19 protein-coding genes and 3 tRNA genes are annotated in these 25241 nt (G+C 56.2%); 12 read left to right on the top strand and 10 right to left on the bottom strand.

All coding sequences use genetic code 11. From position 1 onward, the window contains the following. Nucleotides 1–95 precede the first annotated feature (95 nt). Nucleotides 96–1715, top strand: coding sequence for a sensor histidine kinase (locus H7R56_RS09185; RefSeq protein ID WP_106929985.1), 1620 nt, complete (start codon nucleotides 96–98; stop codon nucleotides 1713–1715). Continuing rightward, nucleotides 1712–2431: a two-component system response regulator DcuR gene (gene dcuR / locus H7R56_RS09180; RefSeq protein ID WP_182928585.1), complete on the top strand. Its 720-nt coding sequence runs from the start codon at nucleotides 1712–1714 to the stop codon at nucleotides 2429–2431. Before H7R56_RS09185 ends, dcuR begins: the two co-directional genes overlap by 4 nt. Here dcuR and H7R56_RS09175 read toward each other — a convergent pair. Both H7R56_RS09175 and H7R56_RS09170 read right to left on the bottom strand, forming a co-directional pair. Continuing rightward, nucleotides 2412–3377, bottom strand: a complete 966-nt coding sequence (locus H7R56_RS09175; RefSeq protein ID WP_106929989.1) for an FAD:protein FMN transferase — start codon at nucleotides 3375–3377, stop codon at nucleotides 2412–2414. The genes dcuR and H7R56_RS09175 overlap by 20 nt on opposite strands. Before the next feature lie 79 nt (nucleotides 3378–3456). Beyond that, a complete protein-coding gene (locus tag H7R56_RS09170) occupies nucleotides 3457–6261 on the bottom strand; it encodes a flavocytochrome c (RefSeq protein ID WP_106929991.1) in 2805 nt (934 codons plus the stop codon). A gap of 628 nt (nucleotides 6262–6889) precedes the next feature. Here H7R56_RS09170 and H7R56_RS09165 point away from each other — a divergent pair. The 4 genes from H7R56_RS09165 to H7R56_RS09150 all read left to right on the top strand — a co-directional run bounded on the left by H7R56_RS09165 (nucleotide 6890) and on the right by H7R56_RS09150 (nucleotide 12288). Then, nucleotides 6890–8404 carry an anion permease gene (locus tag H7R56_RS09165; protein WP_187143850.1) on the top strand — a complete coding sequence of 505 codons (1515 nt, stop codon included), beginning with the start codon at nucleotides 6890–6892 and terminating at the stop codon, nucleotides 8402–8404. 56 nt (nucleotides 8405–8460) lie between these two features. Then, nucleotides 8461–10110: a class I fumarate hydratase FumA gene (fumA, locus tag H7R56_RS09160; protein WP_106929993.1), complete on the top strand. Its 1650-nt coding sequence runs from the start codon at nucleotides 8461–8463 to the stop codon at nucleotides 10108–10110. 268 nt (nucleotides 10111–10378) lie between these two features. Continuing rightward, on the top strand, nucleotides 10379–11281 hold the full coding sequence (locus H7R56_RS09155) for an ROK family protein (protein WP_106929995.1): 903 nt from the start codon (nucleotides 10379–10381) through the stop codon (nucleotides 11279–11281). Nucleotides 11282–11298: 17 nt separating this feature from the next. Then, nucleotides 11299–12288: a LacI family DNA-binding transcriptional regulator gene (locus H7R56_RS09150; protein WP_106929997.1), complete on the top strand. Its 990-nt coding sequence runs from the start codon at nucleotides 11299–11301 to the stop codon at nucleotides 12286–12288. Here the strand turns inward: H7R56_RS09150 and lpxO are convergent. Together lpxO and H7R56_RS09140 are read right to left on the bottom strand one after the other, a co-directional pair. Further along, complete coding sequence (gene lpxO / locus H7R56_RS09145; RefSeq protein WP_106929999.1) at nucleotides 12285–13187, bottom strand: lipid A hydroxylase LpxO; 903 nt, start codon at nucleotides 13185–13187, stop codon at nucleotides 12285–12287. The two genes, H7R56_RS09150 and lpxO, sit on opposite strands and share 4 nt — an antisense overlap. Before the next feature lie 282 nt (nucleotides 13188–13469). Next, nucleotides 13470–13559: transfer RNA gene (locus tag H7R56_RS09140), tRNA-Ser, on the bottom strand. Between the two features lie 92 nt (nucleotides 13560–13651). On the opposite strand from H7R56_RS09140, the gene mtfA reads away from it, so the two are divergent. From mtfA to H7R56_RS09125, 3 genes are all read left to right on the top strand, one after another. Beyond that, entirely contained in the window at nucleotides 13652–14446 is a 795-nt protein-coding gene (gene mtfA / locus H7R56_RS09135; protein ID WP_106930001.1) for a DgsA anti-repressor MtfA, read from the top strand. 100 nt (nucleotides 14447–14546) lie between these two features. Then, a tRNA-Asn gene (locus H7R56_RS09130) sits at nucleotides 14547–14622 on the top strand. Between the two features lie 139 nt (nucleotides 14623–14761). Continuing rightward, the gene (locus H7R56_RS09125) at nucleotides 14762–15874 is read left to right on the top strand and encodes a PD-(D/E)XK nuclease family protein (protein WP_106930003.1); all 1113 of its coding nucleotides are present in this window, start codon (nucleotides 14762–14764) and stop codon (nucleotides 15872–15874) included. 15 nt (nucleotides 15875–15889) lie between these two features. Here the strand turns inward: H7R56_RS09125 and cbl are convergent, their stop codons facing one another. Beyond that, nucleotides 15890–16840, bottom strand: coding sequence for an HTH-type transcriptional regulator Cbl (gene cbl / locus H7R56_RS09120; protein WP_106930005.1), 951 nt, complete (start codon nucleotides 16838–16840; stop codon nucleotides 15890–15892). A 102-nt stretch (nucleotides 16841–16942) separates the two neighbouring features. Further along, nucleotides 16943–17860 (bottom strand): nitrogen assimilation transcriptional regulator NAC, encoded by a 918-nt coding sequence (nac, locus tag H7R56_RS09115; RefSeq protein WP_106930007.1) that lies wholly within the window; start codon nucleotides 17858–17860, stop codon nucleotides 16943–16945. A gap of 307 nt (nucleotides 17861–18167) precedes the next feature. Here nac and H7R56_RS09110 point away from each other — a divergent pair. Then, nucleotides 18168–18243: transfer RNA gene (locus tag H7R56_RS09110), tRNA-Asn, on the top strand. A gap of 50 nt (nucleotides 18244–18293) precedes the next feature. On the opposite strand, the gene H7R56_RS09105 is transcribed toward H7R56_RS09110, so the two are convergent. Then, a complete protein-coding gene (locus tag H7R56_RS09105; protein ID WP_106930018.1) occupies nucleotides 18294–19628 on the bottom strand; it encodes an aminotransferase-like domain-containing protein in 1335 nt (444 codons plus the stop codon). 87 nt (nucleotides 19629–19715) lie between these two features. On the opposite strand from H7R56_RS09105, the gene H7R56_RS09100 reads away from it, so the two are divergent. After that, complete coding sequence (locus H7R56_RS09100) at nucleotides 19716–20597, top strand: DMT family transporter (RefSeq protein ID WP_106930016.1); 882 nt, start codon at nucleotides 19716–19718, stop codon at nucleotides 20595–20597. A 22-nt stretch (nucleotides 20598–20619) separates the two neighbouring features. Here H7R56_RS09100 and H7R56_RS09095 read toward each other — a convergent pair whose 3' ends face one another. The 3 genes from H7R56_RS09095 to ldtA form a co-directional block, all read right to left on the bottom strand. Next, nucleotides 20620–21561: a Gfo/Idh/MocA family protein gene (locus H7R56_RS09095; protein ID WP_106930014.1), complete on the bottom strand. Its 942-nt coding sequence runs from the start codon at nucleotides 21559–21561 to the stop codon at nucleotides 20620–20622. Beyond that, nucleotides 21558–22538 carry a Gfo/Idh/MocA family protein gene (locus H7R56_RS09090; RefSeq protein WP_181358040.1) on the bottom strand — a complete coding sequence of 327 codons (981 nt, stop codon included), beginning with the start codon at nucleotides 22536–22538 and terminating at the stop codon, nucleotides 21558–21560. Before H7R56_RS09090 ends, H7R56_RS09095 begins: the two co-directional genes overlap by 4 nt. A 98-nt stretch (nucleotides 22539–22636) precedes the next feature. Continuing rightward, complete coding sequence (gene ldtA, locus H7R56_RS09085; RefSeq protein ID WP_106930010.1) at nucleotides 22637–23569, bottom strand: L,D-transpeptidase; 933 nt, start codon at nucleotides 23567–23569, stop codon at nucleotides 22637–22639. A 194-nt stretch (nucleotides 23570–23763) separates the two neighbouring features. Here ldtA and H7R56_RS09080 point away from each other — a divergent pair, with 194 nt between their 5' ends. Further along, entirely contained in the window at nucleotides 23764–25212 is a 1449-nt protein-coding gene (locus H7R56_RS09080; protein WP_106930009.1) for an AMP nucleosidase, read from the top strand. The last annotated feature ends 29 nt before the right edge of the window (nucleotides 25213–25241 follow it).

The raw sequence follows: 25241 nt of genomic DNA, 5'->3' as shown, positions 1-25241 counted from the left end.
CAAAGAAAGGTTTGAAATTGTCAGGACGCGACGGCTTTATGAAATGGTTTACATCGGCGATAATAGGTTTTTGCCGTTGATAATTGAAGGTTTTCATGCACGATATGCCGCAACCGCCGCCTCAGGAAAAGCGCCCCATAAAGCTCAGCACGCTGGTGACGCTAATGGTATGCAGCGTTATTGTTTGCGTCCTGCTGGTGGTATACGCCTTCTATTTCGTGCAAATCACTAAAGCAACGCGCACCGGTGTGGAAGATACCGCCTTTGCAATTGCCCGTACGCTTGCCGACTCGCCGGATATCAAGCGCGGGCTTAACGCGCCGCCGGGACAGAATATTATTCAGCCCATCGCTACCGCCGTGCAGCAGCGCAACGGGCTGCTTTACGCGGTGATCACCAATATGGACGCCGTGCGCTACTCGCATCCTAACCCGCAGCTCATTGGTCAGCACTTTATCGGTGCCGATCTGCAGCCCGCGTTAAAAGGCAAAGAAAACCTGTCGATTAACCACGGTGTTCTGGCGGAAGCCATGCGCGTCTTTACGCCCATTTATAACGATCGCCAGCAGCAAATTGGCGTCGCCATCGTCGGTATCTCGCTTAAAAAAGTGGATGAACAGATCGGCGCGGCACGCTGGAACGCCATCTGGTTTGTGCTCTTCAGCGCCGTGGTCGGCACGCTGGGCATCTGGGGACTGGTGCGGGTGCTCAAAAACATCCTGTTTGGCCTGGAACCTCACGAGATTTCGAGCCTCTTCGAACAGCGCCAGGCGATGCTGCAATCGCTGCGCGAAGGGGTTATCGCCGTGGATGCAAAGGGCCGGGTAACAATGATTAACCAGGCCGCGCGGCACATTCTTTTTTCACCGCAGGCCGTCGCGCTGGGCGCTGCTCAGCATGCCCCGCTGCTGGCTCATCTTAAAGACGTTCTCGCTAGCGGTACGGCCATCGCCGACCGTGAGATTGGCTGCAATGGCCGACTGCTGCTGTGCAATACCGTGCCAGTGCGCAATAACAAGCGGGTGATTGGCGCCATCAGTACCTTCCGCGACAAAACCGAAATCAGCCAGCTGATGCAGCGCATGGACGGGCTGGTCAACTACATTGACGCGCTGCGCACCCATTCTCACGAGTTTATGAATAAACTCCACGTGATCCTTGGGCTGCTGCATATGAAGCGCTACGACAAGCTTGAAGGGTATGTTCTGCAAACCGCGCAGAACTACCAGGCGGATATCGGCACGCTGCAGCATAAGATCAAATCACCAATTATTGCCGGTTTCCTGCTGGGTAAAATGAATCGCGCGGGTGATGCAGGCATCACCCTGACGCTCGCCGATGAAAGCCTGGTACCGGATAACCCGAACGAAGAGCAAGTCGCGGTGCTGGTGACGGTACTCGGCAATCTGATAGAGAACGCTCTTGACGCGATGGCAGGCCTGGGCGAAGGCGAAATCAGCCTGCTGCTACACTACCAGAACGGCTGGCTTAGCGGCGAAGTGAGCGATGATGGCCCGGGCATAGAACCCGCGCAGATCGATGCGATATTCAATAAAGGATTTTCAACCAAGGGCGAGAACCGCGGCGTCGGGCTATTTCTGGCCCGCCAGCAGACGGAAAACCTCGGCGGAACGCTTTCCGTCGAATCGGAGCCTGGCGTGTTTACGCAATTTTTTGTACATATTCCGTGGGACAGCGAGAGGAACAGCGCGTGATTAATGTGTTAATAGTCGATGATGATGCCATGGTGGCCGATCTGAACCGTTGCTATATCGAGAGGGTTGACGGCTTTGCCTGCTGCGGTATCGCCTCTACGCTCCAGCAGGCGCGCGAGAAGATCATGGACGCCACGCTCGCCATCGACCTGATTCTGCTGGACGTCTACATGCAGCAGGACAACGGGCTGGATCTGCTGCCGGAAGTGCGCAACGCCGGGCGAGCGATTGACGTTATCATGATCTCCTCCGCCTCCGACGCCGCCACCGTTCAGACGTCGCTGCGCTATGGCGTCGTCGATTATCTGATTAAGCCTTTCCAGTTTCCGCGCTTTGAAGAAGCGCTGCTGAGCTGGCGTGAGAAAAAGCAGTTGATGGGGAGCCACGCGTACTATGAGCAGGCCGATGTCGACCGTCTGCTACACGGCGAATCGCCGGAGTTGGCGGACAGCAAGCGGCTGCCGAAAGGGTTAACGCCGCAAACGCTGCGTACCCTGTGCCAGTGGATTGACGCCCACCCTGAGACCGAGTTTTCCACCGACGATCTGGCGCAAGCGGTGAATATCTCACGCGTATCGTGTCGTAAATATCTGATTTGGCTTGCACAAATCAATATTCTCTTCACCAGCATTCACTATGGCGCCACCGGCCGCCCGGTCTACCGCTATCGGTTGCAGCCGGAACAGTCGGCGCTGCTTAAACAGTACTGCCAGTAAGGCGATACTCGCTGTCCAGCAGCGTAAAACGATAGTGGTGGGCTGACGACAGCACCACCTCTTTCGTTCTGGTGACGAAAATGGCTTCAATATCCGGCCTTGCTCGCAGGGCCGCGCAGCCTTTCTCCACCCCCATACCGTACATCAGCGTGGTCCAGATATCGCCGTCGATAGAATCGCTGCTGATGATGGTCACGCTGTCGAGTTCGTTATCCAGCGGATAGCCGGTGCGCGGGTCGAGGATATGATGATAGAGATGGCCATTATGCTCAAAAAAACGTTCATACACGCCGGACGTCACCACTGATTTATTCGCCACCTCGAGTGCACCAATCATCGCGCCAGCAGTGGAAAACGGTTTTTTTAGGCCGATGGACCAACCGCCTTCCGGTGAACCCAGCGTCTGTACGTTGCCGCCAAGGTTGATTAACCCCTGCGCGATGCCTTCTTTATGCAGATAGTCGCGCACGCGGTCGGCGATGTAGCCTTTAGCGATTGCGCCAAGGTCAATCTCCATGCCCGGCTGCGTCAGATAGACGCTCTCATCCGCATCGTTAAGGACAACTTGCCTGGGGTCGGTTAACGTCAGCAAACGCGCGATTTCGTCCGCCGGCGGCACGCTATCCCCACGAAACCCGATACGCCAGCGTTTGACCAGCGGCCCAATGGCCAGATTAAACGCGCTCTGCGGCAGCAGACTGGCGGCTTTGGCGCATTTGATCAGGGCGTAGACCGGGCTGCTGACGGCCACCGCATGCTGGCCGGCGGCGTGGTTAATGTCCATCACCTGCGACTGGGCGCGGTTTACGGTAAGTAAATCTTCGTATTGTTTGATCAGGCGAAAAACGCGGGAGGCCAGCGCCTCGTCGTGGGCGAAGAGTTTTAGCAGAATGGGCGAGCCCATCAGAACGGCGGAATAGCTGTAAACCCGGGTACTGTCTGACATCCCAATCCCCCTTCATGTAAGTTGAAATAGCCCGGCGTCGCTGCGCTCGGCCGGGCTACGGGACTCTGCCATCCGTTAATTATGCGGATTCAAGCATCGCCCAAGGCTGCTGCTGCGCACGCATCGCGGCCTGATGGCCGGCGAGTGTGCCAAAAATAATAATATCAGCGACGGCGTTTCCGCCAATGCGGTTACCACCGTGAATACCGCCAACCACTTCACCCGCCGCGAACGCGCCAGGAATCACCTGTTTGTTCACGTTCAATACGCTGGTTTCAGTGTTGATGGTGACGCCGCCCATCGTGTGGTGAACGCCCGGTGCAATCTGAATGGCGTGGAACGGCCCTTCATTGATTGGCGCACGCAGCGCAGTTTTACGGCCAAACTCTTCATCATCCTGTTTTTCTACCGCTGCGTTATAGCGGGTCAGCGTGTCGAGGAACGTCGCCTCGTCTAATCCCAGCTTCGCGGCCAGCTCGGCGGCGGTACTGGCGCTGGTGACCAGGCCTTTGGCGATGTATTCGTCTGCCGCTTTGTTTTTGGTGCGGACGTGTTCATCAAAGACGATATACGCGTAGTGCTCCGGCAGCGCGATAATGGCCGCCGAGACTTTATCGCGTGTTTCCATCTCATTAAAGAAACGGCTCCCTTTCTGATTGACCAGGATAGCGCCGCCGCCGCGGATGGATTCAGACACCAGGTAAGACGTTTTTTGCTCTACCGTCGGGTGAATCTGGATTTCACCCATATCCACCGTACCCGCGCCGATGCGTTCCAGCAGCGCAATACCGCCGCCGGTCGCACCTTTGTGGTTGGTGGTCACGAAGCCCGCCAGATCCGGACGGTATTTCACTACCATCTCGCTATTGGCGCTGAAGCCGCCGGTCGCCACGATAATGCTGCGCGTTGCAATGGTGATGTTTTCCTGCTCATCGGTCAGCAGACGCACCGCTGAAACTTCACCGCCGTCCATCACAATATCGACCACCGAAGTGTCGAGCATGACGTCAATCTGGCGTTTTGTGACGTTACGCACAAGACCGCTGATGAGATAGCCGCCAACGGCTGAACCGTCTTTCGGACGGTGAGTACGGTCAATGCTCATACCGCCGGTGGTGGTAATATCGTTCAGCATGATGCCACGGTCGGCCAGCCACTCGATCGCCTGCGGCGCGTTTTCGACAAAGCGGTGCAGCAGCGCTGGGTTGTTTTTGTTTTTGCCGCCTTTCAGCGTTTCTGCGTAGAACAGCGCCTTGCTGTCCTGAATGCCTTTCACGCGCTGGAAGCGGGTTTCCGCCGCGTTCATCCCGGCAGACGCTTTGATGGTATTCCCGCCAATAGTCGGCATTTTTTCGACAATCAACACGCTTGCGCCGTCGTCATGCGCCTGAATTGCCGCCGCGAGGCCAGCGCCGCCGCTGCCGACCACCACAACGTCATAGGCTTTCGGCGTTGCGTTGTCGCCCCCCTCTTCCGCCATCAGCGCTTTGCTGGATTTCACCATCGCTTTCGAGACGGCTTTTTTCACCGCTTCGCTCTGGCTGGTCGCGCCCGAAATAGCGTCGACGTGCGGGGTATTGGCATCAAGAATACGCGAACGGATCTCTTCAAAGCTGGTCACGAATTCAACGTCCTGATCGACACCGCCGGTCAGTTCGATATCGGCAATACGGTCGGTTTCCAGGCTAACGTTAATCACCAGTTCGCCGGCTTCATCCTGTACTTTTTCCACGAATACGCCCGGTTTAAATTTGGAAACCGTCATACTCATATCACGGATCATCGCTTCAACCAGCGAGAAGCGCCACAGCGGTTCCGGGATATTCAGCGCTTCGCGCTGGGTGCTATCAATAAACAGATCCAGCATCTGGTCATCGGCAATACGGTCGGCCCAGTCTGGATAGGCAATGCAGGCGCGGCCGACGGCAACGAGGTCGTAACCGTGGTCCATGGCGCTATCAACGTCACTCGCATTCACCACGCCGCCTACGCCCATCACCGGCACCTGCGCCAGCGTTTCTGAACGCATCGCAACATATTTTTCAATCAGCGGGGTGGGGTCGTTGGTTTCAACAATCGACGGGCGCAGAGTGGCGCCGACGGAGAAGTGCAGGTAGTCCAGACCACGGGCGGCCAGTTTTTCCAGCAGATACAGCGTATCTTCAAAGCGGATCCCCGGCACTTCCATTTCTTCCGGCGAGAAACGATAGCCAATGATAAAGGCATCGTCGGCGTACTGACGGACCATTTTGTGGGTGATGTCGAGCACCGCCAGCGGGAACTTCGCGCGATTGTCGCGGCTACCGCCCCATTCATCATCGCGCTGGTTGGAGTTCGGCGAGTAAAACTGTTGGATCAAATAGGTATTGGCACCGTGCAATTCTACGCCGTCGAAACCGGCCTGAATGGCGCGGCGAACGGCGTCGCCAAATTTACCGATCATGCTTTCCACTTCTTGCGCCGTCAGCGCGACCGGCGTGGCGGCCCCCTCACGCGGCGCGGCCACGGCGCTAGGGCCCACCGGCGTACGACCGCCGATCAGTTTCGGATCGACCATGCGACCGCCGTGGTAGATTTGCAGCAGCGCTTTCGAACCTTTGGATTTGATCGCTTCAGCAATCTTTGCCAGCCCGGCAATTTTGTCGTCGCTGTCGATGCCGAGCGCACCCGGGAACGCCAGCCCCAAATCGTCCACAAAGCAGCACTCGACGATGATGGTACCGATACGTCCGGCGCGGGCGCGGTAGTACTCAATCAGTTCGCTGCTGACAGAACCGTCGTAATAACCCGAGCAGGTCGTCATGGGTGCCATAAACAGGCGGTTTTTCAGCTCGGTGCCGTTCGGCAAGGTAAAAGCGCTAAGTACGCGATGATCGTTGTTCATACGAGTAAACTCCAAACTTTAAAATTAAAATCTCAGAATTCGGGATCGGGCTGTATTTGAGTTATTTGTTATGCCGATATCATGCTATTAATATAGCGATAATTTTAGTTACTAAAGCTATTACGTTAGTTATAAAACTATTTAATCCCACTAATAACACCAATACCCCCATAGTGTTACTAATTAAATTATATTTTATTCACAATTTTTTAATAAATATCAATAAACACATAACTTAAAAACCAGTGGACAAACCAGTGGCGCATCTAAATAAAAACACCTAAACTCAACGAGTTAAATTATAAAAACATCATTAATTCACCTTAAAAATAAACCATTAAATATGTTTTACCCGTCAAATAACCTATAATTCAACAGGGTTATTTTGATTCGCATAAAAATAACACCATGATTGTCTTTTTTTGATCGCGATCAATTGTAATGGCCTTCAAAAGCGCATTATATGAATATAAGAATTTTTCACGCTGGCGCTAAATAAAATAGCGCTAACGACCTATACTCAAAATTGCCTGCAGTACTTTTGAAATCTAAATAAAGTAAAAAAACTAAAAAAAGCAGAGCGGCAGTTTTTGCGAATCGAATTATTAACTACTTATAGAAGCGTAATATGAACGAGAAATCTGCGACATCGCCCTCGCCAACACCGGTGAGTAAACCGAAAGACGGGAAGAAAAACCGTCTCGTGATGATGGCACTGCCAATTATCGTGGCCGTGCTGTTGCTCTTTGTCCCCGTGCCTGATGGTCTGCCACCGTACGCCTGGCACTATTTCGCTATCTTCGTCGGCGTCATCGTCGGCCTGATCTTCGAACCGCTGCCGGGTGCCGTGATTGGTTTGACCGGCGTGGTCGCCATCGCACTGTGCAGCCAGTGGGTGCTTTTCAGCCCGGACCAGTTGGCCGATCCGAAATTCAAGCTTGCTGGTGCCTCCTTTAAATGGGCGGTCAGCGGTTTCGGGAACTCCACCGTATGGCTGATTTTCGGCGCCTTCATGTTCGCCGCAGGCTATGATAAAACCCGCTTCGGCCGCCGCCTGGCGCTGATTCTGGTCAAATATCTTGGCCGTCGCAGCCTGACGCTTGGTTATGCCATCACCCTGGCAGACCTGCTGCTGGCACCGTTCACGCCGTCCAACACCGCGCGTAGCGGCGGGACCATCTATCCGATTATCGCCAACCTGCCGCCGCTGTACGGTTCAAAACCCAACGATCCCAGCGCACGTAAAATTGGTTCTTATCTGATGTGGGTGGCGATTACCGCAGCCTGTATCACCAGCTCAATGTTCTTGTCCGCTCTGGCACCTAACCTGCTGGCGCTGGCGCTGGTGAAAAGTATCGTCGGCATTAACATTTCCTGGGGCACCTGGTTCATCGCCTTCCTGCCGCTGGGCGTGCTGCTGATCCTCACCATGCCGCTGCTGGCCTACTGGTTCTACCCACCGGAAGTGAAGGTTAACGATGAAGTGCCGCTGTGGGCCTCTCGTGAACTGGAAAAACTGGGCAAACTGTCACGCAATGAAATTCTGCTGCTGGTCTTCGTATGCTGTGCGCTGATGATGTGGATCTTCGCCGCCGCGTGGATTGAGCCGGCCATGGCCGCTCTGCTGATTATCGGCCTGATGCTGTGGACAGGCGTACTGGAGTGGAACGACATTACCGGCAACAAAGCCGCCTGGAACACCTTTGTCTGGTTTGCCACCCTCGTCGCGCTGGCCGACGGTCTCTCCTCTACCGGCTTTATCGGCTGGCTGGGTAAAGAAGGCGGCATGCTGATGAGCGGCATCTCGCCGGGCGTCGCGACCATCGTCCTGCTGCTGGCGTTCTACCTGCTGCATTACCTGTTTGCCAGCACCACCGCGCACACCACCGCGCTGCTGCCTGCGATGCTGACCATCGCCTCCACGATCCCTGGCATGAATATGGAAGTCTTCGTGCTGCTGATGGTGACCTCGCTGGGTATCATGGGGATCATCACCCCGTACGGTACCGGCCCCAGCCCGATTTATTACGGCAGCGGCTACCTGCCAACCAAAGATTACTGGCGCCTCGGCACCATCTTTGGCGGCATCTTCCTGGCGGCCCTGCTGCTTATCGGCTACCCGTGGATGTCTATGATGTTCTGATTCATAACCGTCGGTGGGCAACCTCCGGCGGTTTTATTTTTATGGAGTGAAGAGCTATGTCAAACAAACCTTTTGTCTACCAGGACCCCTTCCCGCTGTCGCACGACGATACCGAATACTACCTGCTGAGCCGTGAACACGTTTCCGTGGCCGAATTTGACGGCCAGGAAGTGCTGAAAGTTGCCCCCGAAGCGCTGACCCTGCTGGCTCAACAGGCGTTCCACGACGCGGCGTTTATGCTGCGCCCGTCGCACCAGAAACAGGTCGCCGCCATTCTTAACGACCCGGAAGCCAGCGAGAACGATAAATACGTCGCGCTGCAGTTCCTGCGCAACTCCGAAATCGCCGCAAAAGGTATTCTGCCAACCTGTCAGGACACCGGCACCGCGATCATCATGGGCAAAAAAGGCCAGCGCGTCTGGACCGGCGGCGGCGACGAAGCTGCGCTGTCCCAGGGCGTGTACAACACCTATATCTCAGACAACCTGCGCTATTCACAGAATGCCGCGCTGGATATGTATAAAGAAGTCAACACCGGCACCAACCTGCCGGCGCAGATCGACCTCTACAGCGTTGACGGCGACGAGTACAAATTCCTGTGCATCGCCAAAGGCGGCGGCTCAGCCAACAAAACCTATCTGTATCAGGAAACCAAAGCGCTGATCACCCCGGCGAAGCTGAAAAACTACCTCGTCGAGAAAATGCGCACCCTCGGCACGGCAGCCTGCCCGCCCTACCACATTGCGTTTGTCATCGGCGGCACGTCCGCAGAATCCACGCTGAAAACCGTCAAGCTGGCCTCCACCCGCTACTACGACGGTTTACCAACCGAAGGTAACGAGCACGGTCAGGCGTTTCGCGACGTGAAGCTGGAACAAGAGCTGATGGAAGAAGCCCGTAACCTCGGCCTCGGCGCGCAGTTTGGCGGCAAATACTTTGCCCACGACATTCGCGTGATTCGTCTGCCGCGTCACGGCGCGTCCTGCCCAATCGGCATGGGCGTCTCCTGCTCTGCCGACCGTAATATCAAAGCGAAAATCAACCGCGACGGCATCTGGATTGAAAAAATGGAGCACAATCCGGGGCAGTACATCCCGGAAGCGCTGCGCCAGCAAGGTGAAGGCAATGCGGTCAGCATTAACCTCAACCAGCCGATGAGCGACATTTTAGCCCAGCTTTCTGCACATCCTGTGTCTACCCGCCTGTCGCTTAACGGCACCATCATTGTTGCCCGCGATATCGCACACGCGAAGCTTAAAGAACTGCTCGATAACGGCGAAGACCTGCCGCAGTACGTGAAAGACCATCCGATCTACTATGCGGGTCCGGCGAAAACACCGGAAGGCTATGCCTCCGGCTCCCTGGGCCCAACCACCGCGGGCCGTATGGACTCCTATGTCGATCTGCTTCAGTCTCACGGCGCAAGCATGGTGATGCTGGCCAAAGGCAACCGCAGCCAGCAGGTGACCGACGCCTGCCACAAACACGGCGGTTTCTACCTGGGCAGCATCGGCGGCCCGGCAGCGGTACTGGCGCAAACCAGCATTAAGAGTCTGGAATGCGTGGCCTATCCTGAGCTGGGCATGGAAGCTATCTGGAAAATTGAAGTCGAAAACTTCCCGGCCTTTATCCTGGTGGATGATAAAGGCAACGACTTCTTCCAGCAGATTCAGAATAAACAGTGCGCAGGTTGCGCTCAGCGATAAGCAACACAGCCTCGATTAAGGGGCTGTCGTGTTCTGCTCAACAATCACAGCCCGCCGACGACACATCATGTACGTCGGCGGGCTGTTTCGAATACAAAGCTAGCCATAAGCCACTCAGCACGCATTACCCTCCTCTAGCCTCGATAATGCCTCCGTTCGGGAATATTTCCCCCTCAGGGTGAAAAATGCGATCTCATCACTTTTGTATAGTAAACAAAATATCTACACTGTGCCCCATATTCATTTCAACCGATGACGGGGAATCAACATGAGACTAGGGCTGGATATTGGCGGTACAAAAATTGAGGCGGTGATACTGGACGAGCACGGCGAAGCCATATACCGCCAGCGTTACGCGACGCCAAAGCAGCATTACGAGGAATTCTTACAGGCGGTAATAACCGCCGTTCACGATGCGCAGGCCAACGCACGGCAACCGCTTACCGTCGGGCTGGGAATACCTGGCGCAGCAGGCCGCGATGGGCTTATCAAAAACTCAAATATTCTGGTGCTCAACCAGCAGCCGTTTGTGCAGCACCTGACGCAGCGTCTTGAGATGCCGGTCGCCGTCACCAATGACGCCAACTGCTTTACCCTCTCTGAAGCAATCGACGGCGCGGGCAAAGGCTATGGTGTGGTCTTCGGCGTGATCTTAGGCACCGGCTGCGGCGGCGGGCTGTGCGTTGACGGCCGCCTTATTAGCGGGCCAAACGCCTGCGCGGGCGAATGGGGGCACAACGTCCTGCCACACTACCAGCCGCAAAAAGACGGTGCCAGCGACGTTTGCTACTGCGGGCAAACCAACTGTATCGAGAGTTTCATTTCCGGTAGCGGCCTGCAGCGACAGTATTTTCAGAAATTTAGTAAACATGATAAAGTGCCGGATATTATTTCTCAGATGAATGCTGGAAATACGGCGATTGGTCAGCTGTGGGATCGCTATCAGGATCAGGTGGCGCGCTCGCTGGCGGGGATCGTGAACACGCTTGACCCGGATGCCATTGTCCTTGGCGGTGGAGTGTCCAATATTCCGCAGCTGTATACGGGCTTGCAGGAACGCATTGCGCAATACGTATTTGGCAAACAGTGCTGTACCCCTGTCGTTCAGGCGCGCCACGGCGACAGCAGCGGCGTACGCGGTGCAGCCTGGCTCGGAGCGCAGCCGCACTAAATAACGTTGGGAGACAGATGGCTAAAGCAGTCAGAATTCGCGATATCGCCGCCGCGTGCGGAGTTTCCCCCGGGGCGGTGTCCCGGGCGTTGAAAGGTCAGCCAGGCCTGCGGGAAGAGACCCGGCAGCGGATCATCGCCGCTGCCGAGCAGCACGGGTATGATTTCTCGCGTTTACGCAGCGACAAAATCAAACGTGTGCTGTTTTTACTGCACCGTCAGCACAACATCAGCCGCGCTCTGCCGTTCTACTCGCCGCTGTTTCTGAGCCTTGAAGCGCAATGCCGCGAACAGGACATTGCCCTCAGCTTCCTCGCCACCGGCCCCGGCGACCCGCTGGCCGAGCAGGTTCTGCGCCATCAGCCCGACGCGATGATCTGCGCCGGTTTTTTTGAGCCTGAGCTGCTGGCGATGCTGGAACAGCTGAAACTGCCGCTGGTATTGGTCGATCTGTGGTCTCCTGGCCTCCCCTGCATCAATCCGGACAATGTACAGGGCGGCTATCTCGCTACTCGTCATCTGTTGGCACAAGGGCGTCAGCGCATTGCATTCCTTGCCAGCACGCTCGCCCACTACAGCATTCGCCAGCGCGAGCAAGGCTATCGCCAGGCGCTGTACGAAGCCCGTCGTCTCATGCCGCCGGAGTACGAAGCCATCGCCCTTCCGCAGCTTGATACCGAGCAGGCACTGGTATGCGCCATAAACGGACTGTTCGATCTTGCCGAGCCGCCGGACGCCATTTTCGCCTACAACGATGCCACTGCGCTGCTGGTCCTTCGGGTTTGCGCCGAACGCGGTCTGCGGGTGCCGGAAGACGTCGCGCTGGTGGGGTTTGATGATATTGAACCTGCCGCCTGGTCGCAGCCGCCGCTCACCACGGTGGCCGTCGACAAGCAGCAGCTCGGCCGCGAAGCGCTTAACGTGCTGCTGGCCGAGCGCAAGGAGGCAAGCGTGCTGCTGCCGGTGTCGCTGGTGATACGCGCCAGTTCAGGCGCGCGAAATGCTTAAAGCGCGCGCCAGATAAGTAACGCAATGCCGCCGAACAGCAGCCATTTCACGATATAGTAGACCGTTTTATTCCATTTTTTCAGCCGTTTACCAACAATTCGGATCTGATAAATATAGCGAAAACTGCGGTTAATACCGCCAATACGGTCGCCGGTGTCATTCGGCGCGGCGGCCGCGCTCATCAGGTTGCGCCCCAGCCAATGGTTCACCTTCTGCGCCCACCCGTAGCGCATCGGCCGCTCGATATCGCAAAACAGGATCAGGCGATTCTCACCACTGGTATTTTCCGCATAGTGAATATAGGTTTCATCAAACAGCACACCCTCTCCATCTCGCCAGCTGTAACGTTCCCCATCAACCTCAATAAAGCAGCGATCATCGTTAGGCGTTAACAGCCCAAGATGGAAACGCAACGATCCGGCATACGGGTCACGGTGGCGCGGCAGCCGGCTGCCATCAGGTAGCGTGGCGAACATCGCCGCCTTCACGGAAGGAATACCGCGCAGCAGTTCGGTCGTTTTCGGGCACAGGGCGCTGGCCGAGGGATGCGCCTCTTCATACCACTTCAGGTAAAAACGCTTCCAGCCGGTTTTAAAAAACGAATTAAAGCCCGCGTCATTGTATTTTTCCGCCGCTTTAATCTGCTCAAGATTTTGCAGGTGCAGCCCTTCATCACGAATGACCTGCCAGTGCTGTTTCAGCACCGCGAGCTCGGGAAAGGCATCGGGGCGCAGATACGGCTGGTTAGGCACACGGGAAAAAAGATACATAAAACCGTTCAACGGCGCGGTGAAAGTGGAGTGATCAGAAAGCTGACGCCAGAAACGAAAACGAACCTTCCCTCTGAGATGCACGTACAGTACAGAAACTATAATTATCAGCAGAATGACGTACTTCATGTTGCCTCACCCGACCATTGGTTGTTTTTTACACATTTCGTATGATGGCCTCTGTATCACGGAAAGCAGCGGCTAAAAAATCTTAGCAAAGAAATACCGCGCTGCACGCGATGCCAGCATAATCGACGAGCGGGTTAAACGCATCTTGAGGCAAAGGGATGACGCGACGATTGGCAGGATTCAGAGTAGATTGATAGTGAAAAAAGGGGTAAGCATCCAGACCCACTCTATGCCAAGTGTGATGCTGGTCGTTGAAACAGAATGGTGTAAGTGCTTGAATAGTGGCGGAGAGAGGGGGATTTGAACCCCCGGTAGAGTTGCCCCTACTCTAGTTTTCGAGACTAGTCCGTTCAGCCGCTCCGGCATCTCTCCGTTTTGTGGTTGCCATCATGCCAGGTATTTTGGCATTTTAACAGACCCAGTCTCTTCAATTGCGTTCAAGTGACGAGTTTACGAGCAAAACGATGATTAAATGGCCCTGGAAAGCGAGTGACACAGCCGAAAAAGCAGACATGCCGTGGGCGCAGGCCCTGGCGATTCCTCTGTTAGCTAATCTGTCCGCCGACGAACAGGTGAAGCTGGTTCAGCTTGCCGATCGCTTTTTACAGCAAAAGCGGATGGTCTTTTTACAGGGCCTCAGCGTAGAGCCCGTTACCGAAGCGCGCATCGCGCTGCTGTTCTGTCTGCCCGTTATGGAGCTTGGGCTGGAGTGGCTCGACGGCTTCCATGAAATTCTTATCTACCCTGCCCCATTCGTGGTTGACGACGAATGGGAAGACGATATTGGCCTGGTCCATAGTCAAAGGGTGGTGCAATCTGGCCAGAGCTGGCAGCAGGGGCCAATTGTGCTCAACTGGCTTGATATTCAGGACTCATTTGACGCTTCCGGCTTTAACCTGATCGTTCACGAAGTGGCGCATAAGCTCGATACCCGCAACGGCGATCGCGCCAGCGGCGTGCCGTTTATCCCACTGCGCGAAGTGGCCGGCTGGGAGCACGACCTGCACGCCGCGATGAACAACATCCAGGATGAGATCGATCTGGTCGGGGAAAACGCGGCCAGCATCGATGCCTACGCCGCCACCGACCCGGCGGAATGCTTCGCGGTGCTGTCTGAATACTTTTTCAGCGCCCCTGAACTTTTCGCCCCACGCTTTCCGGCGCTATGGCAGCGTTTCTGCACGTTCTACCGTCAGGACCCCCTGCAGCGGTTGCGCGATAACGGCCAGCAGGATGAAAATCAGCCTGTAGTACACTAAAACGGCAGTCTGCGCTAAATTCAGCCAATTGAATCAGCGAGTTAAATTTAGTGTTGACACAATTATCCGTGCCCAGTACTATGCGCCTCGTTCACACGATTCCTCTGTAGTTCAGTCGGTAGAACGGCGGACTGTTAATCCGTATGTCACTGGTTCGAGTCCAGTCAGAGGAGCCAAATTTAAAAAAGCCTGCTTTCGAGCAGGCTTTTTGCTTTTCATCTTTCTGCATCAATTTTTATCTTTCCGCACTTTCCCCACACGCGTAACATCACATTCTGGCTTACCAGAAAATCTGTCCAATCAGGATGTTATTGCATGGATATTTTAACCGATGCTTTCTTTCAACAGCTCGATGCGCTCAAGCCCGAAGAGGCCAAAGAGCACAATTTTTTCAGCATCGGCGGCGCGGGTTATTTCGAGAACCCCACTTCCAGCCTGCTGGCACTGTTTATGGGAATGCATGAAGATATTCCGCCCTGGCTTCTCAAGGCGCTGATGGTCTGCCTGAAGGTGGAGGCGGATATTGACCAGCTGGACGTCACCTCACTGACGGTAAGCCGTGAAGCGCGCACAACCGAAGGTAATTTTCTTGATATCGTGGTCTATCATCAGGATTTTATTATCGGTATCGAGCACAAAACTATCTCCGCGATTAATAACCCCTTCTGTAGCTACGAGCGTCATCTGCAGAATCTGGCAGACAATAGCCAGACAATCTATCGCTGTATCCTTGCCCCAGACGCCCTACCCTGTAAGCCGGTTGAGCGCTGGCCTCTGCTGCGCTATTCGCAACTGCTGTCATCCGCCAGAAACCGGCTCGGTCATGAACTTGCCGGGCTTCCCTTGAGTAAATGGCACATTTTCTACACTGAGTTTCTCAACCACCTTCATACCCTCAGCGGGGCCGATAGCACCATGACGATGAACCATGAAAATCAGACCTTCGTAGACGAGCATTTCGTCCAACTTCTGAGAGCCAAAAACCTGCTCAATGACTTCGAGTCGGCGATGGTAGAAGAGGCAAAGAATACGCTGTTGACGCTGCTGCCAGACACGCACATCGCGCACAGCATTAACAATTGGCGCTATGACTATAAAGCGATTCACCTCTACCCTGAATGCTGGGGCTCAACCTATCTTTCGCTGGTCTATTACCCTGATAAACGTACGGGCCGTATTCGCTACTATCTCAATGGCAGAATCAACGTGCGTGACCACGCCGATTTGCCTTGCGTACATCAATGGCTGATCGACAATGCCCTTCAGCCCGCTTTTCTCCCCTCGGCAAATAAAGCGGACCGGGAGATCAAGCTCAACGGTAAAGAACTGCTTATCTCATTTGGCACGCCGGACGGCACGCTGGACTCTGCAAAGCGCCTGATGGCAGAAATAGTCGACTTTATCAGCACGACGCTCAAGCAGAAATAACGCGTCGCCGTGGCGCTAAATCTGGTAATCCAGCACCGTTTCTTCCAGCTCCATGGCCTGGCGCTTAATCTCTTCCAGCGATAGCCCGGCGTTGCACAGCTCAATAAACCGCCAGACATAATTGCGCTGCAGCTGCCCGCGTTTGAGCCCCAGCCAGACCGTATTGGCATCGAAGAGATGGTGCGTATCCAGCCTCACGAGGTTGGCCGATTCCTGCCTATCGCCCGATTGCTCGGCCACAAGACCGATCCCCAGCCCCAGCTCGACGTATGTTTTAATGACGTCAGAGTCCTGCGCGCTCAGCACGATATCGGGAGCCAGACCTTTACGATTAAACGCCTCATCAATACGCGAACGCCCGGTGATACCCTGCCGGTAGGTAATCAGCGGCCAGCGGGCGATGGCCTCAAGCGTCAGCGGCGTGGTCTGCGTCAGCGGATGATCGGTCGGAACCAGCAGGCTGTGATGCCAGCGGAACCACGGGAAGGCCACCAGCGTGGCGTCGTTGCTGAGCCGCTCGCTGGCGATGCCGATATCGGCACCGCCGCTGTGCAGCAGCGCATCGATCTCCTGCGGCGTGCCCTGAATAAGCTCCAGGCGCACGTCGGGGAAAATTTCGCGGAAGGCTTTAATGACCGGCGGCAGACTATAACGTGCCTGGGTATGGGTGGTGGCGATGGTCAACACGCCGGAAGCATCATTGGTAAAGAGATCGGCCAGACGGCGCACGTTGCTGGCCTCATTCAGAATACGTTCAGCAATCACCAGCAGGGCTTTGCCTGGTTCGGTCATGCCTAATAAACGCTTGCCGCGACGAATGAAGATTTCAATGCCTAACTCTTCTTCAAGCTCGCGAATATGACGGCTTACGCCAGACTGCGATGTATAAAGCATATTGGCAACTTCGGTCAGGTTGTAATCCTGCCGTGCCGCTTCGCGAATAATTTTAAGTTGCTGGAAGTTCACGCGTCACCCCGATTCAGTCAGATATGACGCTATTGTTAAAGTCTGTTGAACCGACAAACAAATAATAAAAACCAGCAACATATACCTGAATGGAATATAAGCTTAGCTAACGAGCTGCAATTCACGGTTATCCAGCATCGGACGACTCACCAGCGACATCAGAATTTCCTTCACCGCCTGCGCCTGCGGAGACAGCTGCCCACGAGCCGATACGTTCAGCGACAGAGGCAGGCTCATCGACGGCGTGGTGATCCGCGCCATCCAGCCATTTGCCGCGCTGCACAGTGAACGCGCCGCTGACTCCGGCAGCACGGTAACGCCCATACCGCTGGCAATCGCCGCAGTCAGCGTTGAAATCGACTCAATCTCACCAATGATTTTCGCCGTCAGTCGGCGCAGGGAAAATGCTTCATCGACGCGAGCGCGCACGGCGCTATAGTCGCGGGGTAAAAACAGATTCATTTCCGCAACGGCGGTCAGGTCTACGCTCTGCCCCGGACAGTCGCGCGTACCGACCAGATAAAGATCCTCTTTGAGCAGCGGCTGGCTCACGATCCCGGCCAGCGGTGCCCGATCGTACAGCACCGCCATATCGAGCTGGCTATTGAGCAGCTTGTCGTTTAGCACGGTGCCGCTATTTTCATGCAGATACACCAGCACCTCCGGCAGTTCGTTACGCACCGCCTGCAGCAACGGCATGGTGATTGACGAAGCCGCCGTGCCCGGCGCAAGGCCGATAGACACGGTGCCGCTCAGAGTCTGCCCGACATTATTCACCGCCAGCTGCGCCTGCTCACACTGGCGCAGAATGGTACGGGCATGGGTATACAGCACCTTCCCGGCCTCCGTCGGCGTTACGCCGCGCTTGGTACGAATCAACAGCTGCTGATCGAGTTCACCCTCCAGGGTCGCGACCTGCTGGCTCAGCGCAGGCTGCGCGATATGCAACACTTCAGCCGCCTGAGTCAGGCTGCCGATATCGACGATTTTCACGAAGTATTTCAGTCGTCTTAAGTTCATTTTTGCCTCCGGTACGAGATCCACTGCCACGCTGGCGTTAAGTAATCGGAGGAGTTGCAAGATGCTTGCCAGTTTTTAAAAACGTGTTAAACCCAGTGAAACCTATTGCTGAAGCCCTTTTTTCGCCCAGTCAGAAGATTGCCGTATGCCCCATAAGGGGTAAATCTGCACTTTCACGGTGCAAAGCGCGGCGAAAATAATCAATTGGCGCACAATTGCTGAAATTGTCAGCAAACGAACAGATTTACGCTTTTCCCCCTTTGACAAGCCGGTAGGACATCGATAATATGCGCCCCGTTCACACGATTCCTCTGTAGTTCAGTCGGTAGAACGGCGGACTGTTAATCCGTATGTCACTGGTTCGAGTCCAGTCAGAGGAGCCAAATTTAAAAAGCCTGCTTTCGAGCAGGCTTTTTGCTTTTCGACTTTCCCTTCACCGACTCTGTTCATATTCAATGGTTTCACGCACCGCGATCATCGCGGCACGCAGCTGCGCTATCGATACCGAGCCTAACGCCACGCGAATTGCCTGCGGGATAGCCGTTGAAACGCAAAACGGTTCGGCGGTTGAAACTGAAATTTGCTTGTCCATCAGCATCCTGGCCACCCGGTCCGCCCGCCCCTCTTCTGCCAGTGGGATCCAGATATACCAGGAATTCGGGTGACTCACCGACGGTAACGCCCCCAGGCACTCGCGAGCAATACGCTGGCGCAGTCGCGCATCCCGCCGCTTCTGCGTTGCCAGGCGCGCAACGGTACCGTTCTCGATCCACCGACAGATCAGCGCCGTTATGAGCGAAGGCGTGTTCCATACGGTGGCACGAATGGCGCGTTCCAGCCCTTGCCGATAGGCGGCGGGGCATACCACTACCCCAACCCGCAGCCCGGTCGCGACATCTTTTGAAAAGCCGCTGACGTAGACCGTGCGTTCCGGCGCATAACAGGCCAGCGGTCGCGGCGGTTGGGTCACCAGATAGGCGTAGGCAGCATCTTCAATGATCAGCAAATCGTGCGCGCGGGCAATAGACGCCAGACGCTGCCGCTGGCGAGCGCTCAGCACCCACCCTAACGGATTGTGCAACGTCGGCATCGCATAAATAGCGCGAATATGACGACGCTGGCACAGGCTGGCCAGTGCGTCAAAATCAGGCCCCTCGTCCAGCGTCGGGATAGCGAGCAGCTCAAGCTGGTACAGCGCGGCCAACGCCTTGAAGCCGGGATAGGTCAACGCGTCTACCGCCACCACGTCGCCAGGGCGCAGCAACCCCATCACCGCCACGGCCAGCCCGTGCTGAGCGCCGTTGACGATCAGCACATTTTCCGGCTGCGTTGCCAGACCGCTGACGCGTAAATGCCGGGCGATAATCTCCCGCTCTGCCGCTCTACCCGCATGCGGCTGGTAGCGCAGATGTGATTCAATATCCCCCTCGGCGGCAAGCTGCCGTAGCCCTTCACGCAGCTGCTCGCCCTGGCCGGGGAGCGATGGATAGTTAAAGTTAAGATCCAGCACGTCGGCCGCGATCGCCTGCTGATCGATGCCGTGCCCAGCCGCCAACGCAATCTCACGCACAAAGGTACCGCGCCCGGTCTCACCGCTGACCAGCCCCATCCCCTCCAGCTCGGCATAAACCCGGGTTGCCGTCGCCAGCGAAATACGGTGTTCAGCGGCCAGCCGCCGATGCGTGGGGAGTCGGGTTCCCGCCGTCAGTTGACCGCTGCAGATCGCTCGCGCGTAATCGTCAACAAGGGTTTTATAGCGCGCCTTCATGCAATGTATCCATGACAATAATTTGATTGTATCAGATAGGAAAAACTACCATCGCCGCCACAATGACACAACGCTAAGGGGCGTGAGATGGAGACTGAAAAGCGAAATACACCTATCACCACCGGGTGGTTCAACGGCCTACTCGGGGTCATGATTTTTAGCGGCTCACTGCCGGCAACGCGGGTGGCTGTGCTGGAAATGGATCCGTTCTTTCTCACCTTTTTACGCGCCTCTATCGCCGGACTACTGGCCGTGACGCTGCTTCAGAGCTTTCGTCAGCCGCGCCCGAACGCCGGGCACATTATACCCCTGCTGACGGTATCATTTGGGGTGATCATCGGATTTCCGCTGCTTACCGCGCTCGCGCTACGCTACATCACCGCCGCCCACTCGATTGTCTTCATCGGGCTGCTGCCGCTGGCTACGGCAATTTTTGGCGTACTGCGCGGCGGCGAGCGACCTCGCGCGGCGTTCTGGATATTTTCGCTGTTCGGCAGCCTGTTGGTCGCCGGTTTTGCCCTGTCACAAAGCGCTTCGCTGTCATTCACAGGAGATATGTTGATGCTTGCCGCTGTTGCGGTCTGTGGCCTTGGCTACGCGGAAGGAGCAACCTTAACCCGCGAACTGGGTAGCTGGCAGGCGATCAGCTGGTCGCTGACGCTATCGCTGCCGTTCATGCTGGTTGCTACCTTTATTTACTGGCCCACCACCTTTGCAGCCTACACCCTGCCCACCTGGCTGGCGCTGGGCTACGTGTCGCTATTCAGCATGTTGATAGGTTTTATTTTATGGTACAAGGGGCTGGCGGCCGGGGGCATCGCCGCCGTGGGGCAGCTACAGCTACTGCAACCCTTTTTTGGCCTCGCGCTTTCCGCCGGGCTGATTCATGAGACGGTCAATCCGCAAATGTTTTGGGTCACCCTCGGCGTCATTTTGTGCGTTGTGTGTTCACGGCGGTTTGCCCGATAAAACCATACCGGGCAACCCTCGGCTACAGCGCGGCGCGAATCTGATCCAGCACCTGCATATTGCGCACCGTTTCCGTCAGCGGAATCAACCGCGATGGCTGATTGAGCACTGCGCTGGAGAAATGGCGAATCTCTGCCTGATAGCGATCGGACTCGCTAACCGGCAGCTCGCGTACGCCTTCGGCGGTATGCAGATGCAGCGCGCCGGCGTCATCAAGGAACGGTTTATCGATGATCAGCATCCCTTTACTGCCGATGATTTCCGCATAATTGCGACCAAAAGCGTTGAATCCGCAATGAATATTGGCAATCAGGCCGTCATCATACTGCAAAAGCGCCGAAAGATTGGTGTCCACCCCCTGCTCGGTTTCGCACAGCGCTCGCACCTGCGTCGGCAAGCGCCCGGTCACCATGCCGACAAAGTTCACCGGGTAGCAGCCCACATCGTACAGCGCGCCGCCGCCGAGCGTTGGCTGCATCTTAATGGTGTTAGGGCGATCGAGCAGGAAACGGAACGACACGTTAATATGGCGAAGCTCGCCCAGTACCCCGCTCTCCAGCACCTGTTTGATCACCCGCACGCGGTCGGTGTACTGATACATAAAGGCTTCCATCAGCAAACGATTATGCTGTATCGCCGCCTGCTGCATCTCCTGCGCTTCCGCCGCATTCAGCCCAATCGGTTTTTCGCACAGCACGTGCTTACCTGCCGCCAGCGCGCGAATAACCCACTCCTTATGCAGCGAATTGGGCAGAGGAATATAGACGGCCTGAATGGCCGGGTCCGCCAACAGCGCGGCATAGTCGCCGTAGTTCTGCGCCCACTCACCGGTCGGAAGTTCCGCCTGGTTACGCGAGGCGACGCCATACAGCCGCGCGTTCTCCGCGCGGGTAATCGCCGGAATAATCGAATTTTTGGCAATACGGGCGTAGCCCAGTACCCCCCAGTTCACCACGTCACTCATTCCACTCTCCTTTTATAAATCTGCAACACCAGCTCGGTTGCCCGACGCGCGTCGCGGCCGCTGCACAGCGGAGCCGCGCCGCTGACCACCGCGTTGGCGAAATCGCGCAGGATAGCCTGGTGACCGAAGGTATCGGTGACCACGGCGCTGTGCGCCCCTTCGCTACGGGTTTCCGGCAAGCCCTCACTCGGGTTATCAATGCCGTCAATATACCATTGGGTGATGCGGTCATCTGTAACGGTGAAGGAACCCTTTTCACAGGAAAACTCCAGGCGCGCAGAAAAGCCGGGACGTGCACAGGTGGAGGCGACGAATGTCCCGATCATGCCATCGGCGTGGCGAAATATCGCCGCGCCGTGATCCTCGGCTTCCATCTGATGCGCGAAGGTCGCCAGTTCGCTGGTGACGCTTACAGGCATGCCGAAGAGCCAGAGATAGTTATCGATATGGTGTGCGCCCTGCTGAATAAACACGCCCCCGCCATCGATCGCGTATCCCCCGCGATAGTCAGCGCTGTCGTAATAGGCCTGATCGCGCCAGAAGCGGCACGAGACATCCACCGAATAACGTTTTCCCAACGCCCCGCTTTCCAGTAGCGCCTTGAGGGCCATGTTATCGGGCCGCGTCCGCCGTTGATACGCAACGGCCAGCACCACGCCCGCTGCTTCGGCGCTGGCAATCATACGATCGGCGGCGGACAAGGTTATCTCGAGAGGCTTCTCCACCAGCACGTGTTTTCCCGCCTCAGCAGCCTGGATTGCGCTCTGATGATGCAGGCCATTAGGCGTCGCCACGATGACCGCGTCATAGTCACGATCAACGGCGGACAGATCGGGCCAACACGGTAGATCGCCCGCGGCCTGCGGCGTTCTGCCGCGGCGAGAGATACAGCCGACAATGGTGGAGCCCTCAATATGCTCCACGGCACGCAGGTAGGTATTGCTGATATTTCCGCTACCAACGATGACGTATTTCATGGCGTTCCTCATAATAAAAAAACCCGCAGTGCAGCAATGCGGGTCAGTGAAGGGCTTTGGCGAGCAACAGGCGGGCTTTTTCGTTTCATCAAAACGGGTTACAGCGTGGCGTGCGAAGCGCTGATATTCACCGGCATCCCGGAGCGTCGATCCAGAACCGCCTGTGCCCGGCTCACGTCCACGCCTGCCTGTTGGGTAAAACTACGCAATGCAGGCGTCATCGGCAACGGAACTTTGTTATCGGATTCAAATTCTGTGCGGTTGCGCGACAATGGCTCGTGCGCCTCCACCCAGCGGCTACCGTCCGGCTCGGTGGTATATTTCACCGGCTGATCGATAATTTGCACCCGCGTCCCCACCGGCACATTGTCAAACAGGTATTTAATATCGTCGTTGCGCAGGCGAATACAGCCCTGACTGACGCGCAGTCCGATCCCGAAATTCGCGTTAGTGCCATGAATGGCATAAAGCCGCCCAATATAAATCGCGTACAGCCCCATCGGGTTATCGGGCCCGGCGGGAACGAACGCGGGCAGACTTTCACCGCGTTTAGCATATTCACGGCGGGTGTTGGCGGTCGGAGTCCAGCTTGGGGCTTCCTGCTTACGCTCAACGGCGGTGACCCAGTTACGCGGCGTCTCTCGCCCGGCCTGGCCAATCCCAATCGGTAGCACCTCCACGGTATGACTACCCGGCGGGTAGTAATAGAGACGCATTTCAGCAACGTTAACCACGATCCCCTGGCGCACGGTATCAGGCAAAATGAGCTGCTGTGGGATCGTCAGCGTCGAGCCTGATTTCGGCAGGAATACGTCCACGCCGGGATTGGCCTCCAGCATATTACTCAGCCCCTGCCCATACTGCGCAGCAAAGGATTCCAGCGGCAGGCGGTTATCCGCCGGTACCGTGATGTGCAGCGTGCTGCCCACTAAGCGACTCCCTTCCGGAGGCAATGGATAAGTCACAGCCAGTACGCTTTGGCTAGCCATCAGCAGCATCAGCGCGCATAAACGTTTTCTACGAGGTCCCATGTCCCTTTCCTCATTCACGGCAGATATCGGTTAATTATAGCTTTTTTCCCCCGCCGCGCCGCAAAAGCCTTCTCACGGCAGGAATATGGTTAAAGGTTAATCAGTTGTTATAAGTGAGCGGCCTGGCGCTTTTGTTTCATCAGCCGCTGACATACTATCGGGAAAAGCCGCAGACCTGACACAAGGAGCGAACGATGAGTAACACGGGCGTGAGTCTGACCCCAGAGCAGGCGCTGGAAAAACTCCAGTCGCTGTACGATCAATCGGTAAGTGCATTACGTGACGCGATTCGTCTGTTTATTGACCATCGCTCGCTGCCCAGCGCCGAGGCGCGGGCCAACGGACTTTTTGTCTATCCTCAGCTTTCCGTCTCCTGGAGCGGCTGCGCGCACAAGGCGCAGAAAACGCGCGCCTTCGGCCGATTTACCCACTCAGGCTGCTACACCACAACCATCACTCATCCAGCGCTGTTCCGCGGCTATCTGCTGGAGCAATTATCATTACTGTATGAAGACTACGACGCGCATATCGAAGTAGGCCTGTCGCAGCATGAGATCCCCTACCCTTACGTTATTGACGGCCTGAATCTCGATCGCTCCATGAGCGCCGATCTGACCCGCGTTTTCCCGACGACTGAACTCTCGCAGATTGGCGATGAAACGGCGGACGGCTTAACCCACGCCACCGAGTTTTACCCGCTGTCGCACTTCGATGCCCGCCGCGTAGACTTCTCGCTGGCGCGTCTGCGCCACTACACCGGGACGCCGGTCGAGCACTTCCAGCCGTTTGTGCTGTTTACCAACTATACCCGCTACGTCGATGAATTTGTGCGCTGGGGCTGTAGCCAGATCCTCGACCCGGACAGCCCATATGTCTCCCTTTCCTGCGCCGGGGGGATCTGGATCACCGCCGATACCGAAGCGCCAGAAGAGGCGATCTCCGACCTGGCGTGGAAGAAACATCAGATGCCGGCCTGGCACCTGATGACCAAAGAGGGTCAGGGGATTACGCTTATCAATATTGGCGTAGGCCCTTCTAATGCCAAAAACATCTGCGATCACCTGGCAGTGCTGCGCCCGGATGTCTGGCTGATGATTGGTCACTGTGGCGGTCTGCGTGAAAGCCAGTCTATCGGCGATTATGTGCTGGCGCACGCCTATCTGCGTGATGACCATGTCCTTAATGCCGTGCTGCCGCCGGATATCCCGATCCCCAGCATTGCAGAAGTACAGCGCGCGCTGTACGACGCCACCAAGCAGGTCAGCGGGATGCCGGGAGAAGAAGTCAAACAGCGTCTGCGTACCGGTACGGTCGTGACGACCGACGACCGCAACTGGGAGCTGCGCTACTCGGCTTCCGCGCTGCGCTTCAACCTCAGCCGCGCGGTGGCTATTGATATGGAGAGTGCAACCATTGCCGCACAGGGTTATCGCTTCCGCGTACCCTACGGCACGCTGCTGTGCGTGTCAGATAAGCCGCTGCACGGCGAGATCAAGCTGCCCGGTCAGGCCAACCGTTTCTATGAGGGTGCAATTTCCGAACACCTGCAAATTGGCATTCGCGCCATTGATCTGCTGCGCGCAGAGGGCGATCGCCTGCATTCACGTAAGCTGCGGACCTTTAACGAACCGCCTTTCCGCTAAATACTGCCCCCGGTCACGCGACGCCGGGG

It is taken from the genome of Klebsiella sp. WP3-W18-ESBL-02, assembly GCF_014168815.1.
GTDB lineage: Bacteria > Pseudomonadota > Gammaproteobacteria > Enterobacterales > Enterobacteriaceae > Kluyvera > Kluyvera ascorbata_B.
The sequence above is the reverse complement of the archived record's forward strand: the minus strand, read 5'-3'. Positions and strand labels throughout refer to the sequence as shown.